This window comes from Stenotrophomonas sp. CCNWLW162 (assembly GCF_037203745.1).
GTDB lineage: Bacteria > Pseudomonadota > Gammaproteobacteria > Xanthomonadales > Xanthomonadaceae > Stenotrophomonas > Stenotrophomonas maltophilia_AQ.
The window spans coordinates 23,494-29,748 of record NZ_JBBCBL010000015.1 but is presented as its reverse complement, the minus strand read 5'-3'; the positions used below and the strand labels follow the sequence as shown (position 1 = coordinate 29,748).

Here is a 6,255-nt window from a genome sequence, read left to right as displayed (position 1 = left end):
TGGTGGCCGAAGACGGAATCGAACCGCCGACACGGGGATTTTCAATCCCCTGCTCTACCAACTGAGCTACTCGGCCAAATTGTGCGGCAACCGTGATCAAACCCGGTTTCCGGAAAAAAAAGACCCGCATTTCTGCAGGCCTTCGAAAATGGTGGCCGAAGACGGAATCGAACCGCCGACACGGGGATTTTCAATCCCCTGCTCTACCAACTGAGCTACTCGGCCACATGTTTCGTTGCAGCGAGGTCGCTGCCAAGGACGCGTATATTACGGAGGTCGGCTGCCTTCGGCAAGCGTTTTGCCAAGATTTCTTCACATTGCCGTCTGCGCGCTCGCAAGTGCTTGATCCTCCGTTGTGGGGCGGGGCGTGGCCAATCGATCATCGTCTGCGGTGGAAATCAGCAGGTCGCCGCGATCGCCAAAGCTGCAAGGGCAAGGGTTGCGCCGGACCCGCGCGGGTACGGGCAATGGAACGCTGTTTTCGTGGCCGCTGGCGCCGCCCGCAGCGGCGTAGTGTCGACGCTCCTTTCCTGATGCTGGCAACAGCAGAGTCCGTCGCCATGACCGCTTCTTCGACTACTTCCCGCATCGTGCTGGCCTCGCGTCCACAGGGCGCACCGACCGCCGGCAATTTCCGTCTGGAGCAGGCCACGCTGCCGGCGCCCGGGCCGGGCGAAGTGTTGCTGCGCAACCGCTACCTGTCATTGGACCCTTACATGCGCGGACGCATGGACGAAGGCCCGTCCTACGCCCCGCCGGTGGCGGTCGGCGCGGTGATGGAGGGTCAGACCGTGGCCGAGGTGCTGCAGTCCAATGCCGAAGGGGTAGCGGTGGGGGATCTGGTGCTGGCGCCAGGTGGCTGGCAGACCCACGCGGTGCTGCCTGCGACTGCGCTGGGGCGTCGGCTGGATCCGGCCGGCCTGCCGTTGAGTACGGCGCTGGGCGTGTATGGCATGCCCGGTTTCACCGCCTATTCCAGCCTGCATGAAATCGCCCGCCTGAAGCCGGGCGAGACGCTGGTGGTGGCCGCCGCGACCGGGCCGGTCGGCGCGACTGTGGCGCAGCTGGCGAAGCTGCAGGGCGCGCGCGTGGTCGCCATCGCCGGTGGCGAATCCAAGCGTGCCTATCTGCAGACACTGGGCGTGGACGTGGCGCTGGATCATCGCGCCGCTGATTTCGCCGCGCAGCTGCGCGCGGCGGTGCCCAGGGGTATCGACGTGTATTTCGAGAACGTGGGCGGGCATGTGCTGGATGCAGTGCTGCCGCTGCTCAACGACTTCGCCCGCATTCCGGTGTGCGGCACCATCGCGACCTACAACGAGCGGGGCGTCGAGCAGCCCGGCCCGGACCGGTTGCCCGCACTGTTCAGCCAGATCCTGCGCCAGCGCCTGACCGTGCGTGGTTTCATCGTGCACGACTTCAACCACCTGTGGCCGGACTTCGAACGCGAGATGCCGCAGTGGCTGCGCGACGGCCGCATCCAGTACCGCGAGGATGTGGTGGAAGGGCTGGAGAATGCACCGGAGGCGTTCTTCGGGCTGTTGCAGGGGCGCAACTTCGGCAAGCTGGTGGTGAAGCTGGATTGAGGGCTTGGCGGCGTGCCGACCAAGGTCGGCACCTACCGGAAGCTGGGCGCCGACCAAGGTCGGCACCCACCTCAGGCAGTCGAGGCCTTTTCGCGGCGTAGCAGTTCGCGCTTGCGGGCCACGCCCCAGGCGTAGCCGGACAGGTCGCCGTCGCGGCGCACCACGCGGTGGCAGGGCACTGCCACCGCCAGCGGGTTGCTTGCGCATGCGCGGGCTACGGCACGGCTCGAGCGCGGGGCGCCGATGCGCGCGGCGACATCCGCATACGACGCGGTCTGCCCGCGCGGAATCTGCTGCAGCGCTTGCCACACCCGTTGCTGGAACGCGGTGCCGCGGATGTCCAGCGGCAGCGTGGCGCCCCGCGAAGGATCCTCGACCAGGCCTACGACCTGTGCCACCAGTTGCTCATAGCCCTGGTCGGCGCCGACCAGTTCGGCTTGGCGGAAGCGTTGCTGCAGCGACTGCAGCAGGGTCTCCGGATCGTCGCCGAGCAGGATCGCGACCACGCCGGTCCCGCTGCTGGCCACCAGCACGCTGCCCAGTGAGCTTTCGGCAAGCGCGAAGTGGATGACTTCGCCGCGACCACCTGCGCGCCATTGCTTGGGAGTCATGCCCAGCAACTTAGGTGCGTTCTCATAGAAGCGTCCACTGGAACCGAAGCCAGCATCGTGGAAGGCGTCGGTGATGCGTTCCTGTTGTTCCAGCCCGGTGCGCAGGCGGTCGGCGCGCAGCGCGGCGGCGTACTGCTTGGGGGTCAGCCCGGTGGCCTGCTTGAACAGGCGATGCAGGCGCGTCGGGCTGCAGCCAGCGATGTCGGCCAGCTCCTGCAGCGAGGGTTCGTCGAGGCTGGTCTGCAGGTGGCGGCAGACCCGTTCTACGCGGGCATCGAAGGCGGTGGTGGCGGTACTGTCCATGGCTGGATTCTGGCACGTGCCGGTTCTGCGGAAACTCCGTTTCCTGCACCGACGGGTCAGGCCCGGAAACGGAGTGTTGGCAGGCCGAAGGCACGGCATCGTGGCGGCCACTTCACAACCGGTACCACGACCATGCGCCTGAACAACAAGATCGCCCTCATCACCGGTGCCAGTGCCGGCATCGGTCGCGCCAGCGCGCTGCGTTTCGCCGCTGAAGGCGCAAAGCTGGTGCTCAACGCACGGCGGCCGGAGCCGCTGCAGGAACTGGCCGAGCAGATCCGCGCCGCTGGTGGCGAGGTGGTAGTGCATGCGGCGGATGTGGCTGATCCGGGCACGGCGCAGGCGCTGGTCGATCTCGCCCAGCAGTCATTCGGTGGCCTCGACATCGCCCTTAATAATGCCGGCATGCTCGGCCCGGGCGTGCCGGCCGCGGAGTTCCCGGTGGACGCCTGGCGCGAGGTGATGGCGACCAACCTGGATGCCGCCTTCCATGCTGCACGCGCGCAGTTGCCGGCGATGCTGGCGCGCGGCGGTGGCTCGATGGTGTTTGTCGGCACCTTCGTCGGGCACACCGTCGGTTTCCCAGGCATGGCGGCCTATGCGTCGAGCAAGGCCGGGCTGATCGGCCTGAGCCAGGTGATCGCCGCCGAATACGGCGCGCGCGGCGTACGCAGCAACGTGCTGCTGCCCGGCGGCACCGATACCGAAATGGGGCGGCAGGCGGCACCGACTGGCGATGCCCGCGACTTCGTGCGCTCGCTGCACGCACTCAAGCGCATGGCCGAGCCGGAGGAGATCGCCAACGCGGCGCTGTTCCTGGCCAGCGATGAAAGCAGTTTCGTCACCGGCAGCGCGATGCGCGTGGAGGGTGGAGTGTCGATCACCCGTACCTGAATGGGATCATGAGCGTGGCGCGTAGCGGATACCGCTGCTTGCCATGAAGCCTTTCGGATCGAAACGGGCCCAGGCTTCGCCCCAGTCGAACCGGGCGTGGCCACCGGCCAGCTTGCGACCCAACGCCGCGCCCAGTGTGCGGCGCATGAAGGCGACCTCGGCGTCGATCGCCACTTGGGTCGGCCAGCCGTCTTCCAACGTCGCACCAGGCAGACTGACGCTCATCGTCACCATGTCGAGCTGTTGCCCGTGGAAGCACAGGCCGATGCCAGCGGGCGCACCGCCCAGGCTGAGCCGGTGCAGGCTCAACCAGTGATAGCCGGTGCCGACATCACGCTCCCCACTTACCAAGGCGGCAAAGGCGACGCGCGCTTCATCCAGTGAGAGGGTGGGGCAGATCAAGGCCGGTAGATTGCCGAGACGGAGGCTGCCGTCGATCGCATCGAGGATCATCGGCACGGCGTGTGCTGCGTGCTGGACGGAAGAGGGCATGGTGCACCCGGTATGCATAGTGCGTCGGATTCTGGATGTACCTTGCCGATGGCTGCAAGCCGCGGGCTGCACACAGCGTTCGCACCGGGCTGACCTTCGACTTACCCGATGCGGTCTAGCGTGGAGGCAGCGTCGGCTCCCGCCGACGAGGGAGTTTTCGATGAGCGAGCACGATAAAGACCACGGCGACCCGAAGCAGGGCGTGCAGGAAAGCCGCCAGGACAGGAAGCAGGACGATGTGGCCAAGCAGCGGCCGGGGCAGCGCGATCAACAGGTGCGCGATACGCACTCGCGGAGCCCGCAGCGCAAGGACGGAGGCCAGGAGCCGGCCTGAGCCGGGATGCTGAAAAGAAAAAACCCGCAGATCACGTGGATCTACGGGTTCTTCCGAATAGTGGTGGAGCCAAGGAGGATCGAACTCCTGACCTCGTCATTGCGAACGACGCGCTCTCCCAGCTGAGCTATGGCCCCACGGCAGGGTTTCAGTGTAGCGCTGCCTGCGGGGCTTGCCAAGCGGAGGGCAGGGCGGCGGTATTGGCCCCGCCACCGGCCCACCTCTTCAGGCCAGAGCCTGACGCAGCCGGGCGCCCGCGCGCTGTACCGCGGCGTCCGTGGAGGTGACCACCCCGTGCAGATGGATGCAGGCATGGATCATCCCGGGCAACCGCTCCAGCGTGCACGCCACGTTCGCAGACTGCAGGCGCGCCGCGTAGTGCTCGGCCTCATCACGCAGCGGGTCGTGCTCGCAGCTGAGCACGGAAGCCGGTGCCAGGCCGGACAGGTCCGTTGCGTGGGCCGGCGAGGCGAGTGCGGGCGGCGGATCCATGTCGCCCAGATAGGCCTGCCAGCAGCGCTGCATCAGTTCGGCGCTGAGGTAGTAGCCGCTGGCGTACTCGCGGTAGGAGTCGCTGCCCATGCCGGCATCCAGCGCGGGGTACAGCAGCAGCTGGTGGTGCGGCTGCGGCAGGCCGAGATCACGCAGCAGCAGGCAGCAGGCGGCAGCGAGATTGCCACCGGCACTGTCGCCCCCGATCGCCAGTCGTTGCGGGTCCAGGCCCAGGCCAGCGGCGTTGATCTGCAGCCACTGCCAGGCGTCTGCTACATCCTGCAGCGGCACCGGGAACGGATGCTCCGGGGCCAGGCGGTAGCCGACCGCCACCACGACGCAGCCGCTGGCATTGGCCAGCGCACGGCAAGGACCGTCATAGACTGCCAACGAACACTGGAACCAGCCGCCGCCATGCGCGAACAAAAGGGCCGGTGCCGGTCCGTCGGGCAGCCCGTCCGGGGTGTACAGGCGCACTTCCAGCGGCTGTCCGTCACGTGCGGCCACGCTGTGCTCGATCACGTGTGCGACCGGCTGCGGTGCACCCTGCAATTGCGGCAGTGCGGTCTCGCTGATCGCACGCAGTTCGCGCAGGTCCTCGGGCAGCGGATGGGTCGCGACTGCATCGACGAACTGCTGCAGTGCGGGTTCAAGCGGCATGACGCGCCTCCTGCAGGAACGGCAGCAGCTGTTCCAGGAACGCCTGCGGTGCTTCCTCCATGATGAAGTGGCCACAGCCCGGTACGATGCTGCCGCGCAGGTCATCGGCGTGTGGTTGCAGGGTCAGCATCGGTGCATCGGCGGTGGCATGCTCGGCGCCGATCGCCAGCACCGGCATTGCGAGCCGGCGCTGCGCACGCAGCTTGTTCTGGCGGATCGTTTCCGGAATCGCGCGGTACCATGCGAAGCCGGCGCGCAGTGCACCGGGCCGACTGTAGGCGGCAATGTAGGTATCGGCGGCAACAGCATCACGGCGGTACGACCAGCGGTCGAACATGAATTCCAGATAGGCGCGCTCGCGTCCGGTGATCAGTGCTTCCGGCAGGTCGGCCACCTGGTTGAACATGAAGTGCCAGAGGAAGATGTTGTCGGCCGGCGCAGCGAAGATGCCCGGCTCCGGCGCCAGCCCGGGGATGACTGCTTCGGTGACGGCCAGCTGCTGCACGGCCTGCGGCTGGTCGCTGGCCAGCGCATAGGCGATCCACATGCCGATGTCGTGGCCGACCACCTGGTAGCGTTCGTGACCCAGCGCCTGCATGGTCTGGTGCAGCACTGCGGCGGCACTGCCGGTGTCGTAGCCATGTACGGGGCGATCGGATTCTCCAATGCCTGGCGGGTCGACCGCGATGGCCTCGAAACCGGCGGCTGCCAGTGCATGCAGCACATGGCGCCAGGCATACCAGGTCTGCGGCCAGCCAGGGATCAGCAGCACGGGCTGGCCGCTGCCTGCCGACACGCAATGCACGCGCTGGCCGTCGATACGCAGGTAGTGATGGCGCAGGGCATCGTCGCCGGCAGTGCCAGCGGAAGAAAGGGTGTTCAT

At 67.2% G+C, this 6,255-nt stretch carries 7 protein-coding genes and 3 tRNA genes; 3 read left to right on the top strand and 7 right to left on the bottom strand.

Annotated elements, in window-relative coordinates:
- Both V9K93_RS20570 and V9K93_RS20565 read right to left on the bottom strand, forming a co-directional pair.
- Positions 1 to 76, bottom strand: a tRNA-Phe gene (locus V9K93_RS20570).
- 73 nt (positions 77 to 149) lie between these two features.
- A tRNA-Phe gene (locus V9K93_RS20565) sits at positions 150 to 225 on the bottom strand.
- Between the two features lie 335 nt (positions 226 to 560).
- On the opposite strand from V9K93_RS20565, the gene V9K93_RS20560 reads away from it, so the two are divergent.
- Complete coding sequence (locus V9K93_RS20560; RefSeq protein WP_337303132.1) at positions 561 to 1,586, top strand: NADP-dependent oxidoreductase; 1,026 nt, start codon at positions 561 to 563, stop codon at positions 1,584 to 1,586.
- A 71-nt stretch (positions 1,587 to 1,657) separates the two neighbouring features.
- Here the strand turns inward: V9K93_RS20560 and V9K93_RS20555 are convergent, their stop codons facing one another.
- Complete coding sequence (locus tag V9K93_RS20555; protein WP_337303131.1) at positions 1,658 to 2,500, bottom strand: bifunctional transcriptional activator/DNA repair enzyme AdaA; 843 nt, start codon at positions 2,498 to 2,500, stop codon at positions 1,658 to 1,660.
- A 132-nt stretch (positions 2,501 to 2,632) separates the two neighbouring features.
- On the opposite strand from V9K93_RS20555, the gene V9K93_RS20550 reads away from it, so the two are divergent.
- Complete coding sequence (locus V9K93_RS20550; RefSeq protein WP_046985298.1) at positions 2,633 to 3,394, top strand: SDR family oxidoreductase; 762 nt, start codon at positions 2,633 to 2,635, stop codon at positions 3,392 to 3,394.
- 6 nt (positions 3,395 to 3,400) lie between these two features.
- Here V9K93_RS20550 and V9K93_RS20545 read toward each other — a convergent pair whose 3' ends face one another.
- Positions 3,401 to 3,886 carry a hypothetical protein gene (locus V9K93_RS20545; protein ID WP_046985308.1) on the bottom strand — a complete coding sequence of 162 codons (486 nt, stop codon included), beginning with the start codon at positions 3,884 to 3,886 and terminating at the stop codon, positions 3,401 to 3,403.
- 160 nt (positions 3,887 to 4,046) lie between these two features.
- On the opposite strand from V9K93_RS20545, the gene V9K93_RS20540 reads away from it, so the two are divergent.
- The gene (locus V9K93_RS20540) at positions 4,047 to 4,220 is read left to right on the top strand and encodes a hypothetical protein (protein ID WP_169050363.1); all 174 of its coding nucleotides are present in this window, start codon (positions 4,047 to 4,049) and stop codon (positions 4,218 to 4,220) included.
- Positions 4,221 to 4,281: 61 nt separating this feature from the next.
- Here V9K93_RS20540 and V9K93_RS20535 read toward each other — a convergent pair.
- The 3 genes from V9K93_RS20535 to V9K93_RS20525 form a co-directional block, all read right to left on the bottom strand.
- Positions 4,282 to 4,357 (bottom strand) — tRNA-Ala (locus V9K93_RS20535).
- 88 nt (positions 4,358 to 4,445) lie between these two features.
- Positions 4,446 to 5,372, bottom strand: a complete 927-nt coding sequence (locus V9K93_RS20530) for an alpha/beta hydrolase (protein WP_337303130.1) — start codon at positions 5,370 to 5,372, stop codon at positions 4,446 to 4,448.
- Positions 5,362 to 6,255, bottom strand: coding sequence for an alpha/beta fold hydrolase (locus V9K93_RS20525; RefSeq protein WP_046985300.1), 894 nt, complete (start codon positions 6,253 to 6,255; stop codon positions 5,362 to 5,364). Before V9K93_RS20525 ends, V9K93_RS20530 begins: the two co-directional genes overlap by 11 nt.

Excerpts from the sequence above, each read along its gene's own strand:
- V9K93_RS20555 (WP_337303131.1), bottom strand. The coding sequence starts at position 2,500 with ATGGACAGTACCGCCACCACCGCCTTCGATGCCCGCGTAGAACGGGTC.
- V9K93_RS20540 (WP_169050363.1), top strand. The coding sequence starts at position 4,047 with ATGAGCGAGCACGATAAAGACCACGGCGACCCGAAGCAGGGCGTGCAG.
- V9K93_RS20545 (WP_046985308.1), bottom strand. The coding sequence starts at position 3,886 with ATGCCCTCTTCCGTCCAGCACGCAGCACACGCCGTGCCGATGATCCTC.
- V9K93_RS20525 (WP_046985300.1), bottom strand. The coding sequence starts at position 6,255 with ATGAACACCCTTTCTTCCGCTGGCACTGCCGGCGACGATGCCCTGCGC.
- V9K93_RS20530 (WP_337303130.1), bottom strand. The coding sequence starts at position 5,372 with ATGCCGCTTGAACCCGCACTGCAGCAGTTCGTCGATGCAGTCGCGACC.
- V9K93_RS20550 (WP_046985298.1), top strand. The coding sequence starts at position 2,633 with ATGCGCCTGAACAACAAGATCGCCCTCATCACCGGTGCCAGTGCCGGC.
- V9K93_RS20560 (WP_337303132.1), top strand. The coding sequence starts at position 561 with ATGACCGCTTCTTCGACTACTTCCCGCATCGTGCTGGCCTCGCGTCCA.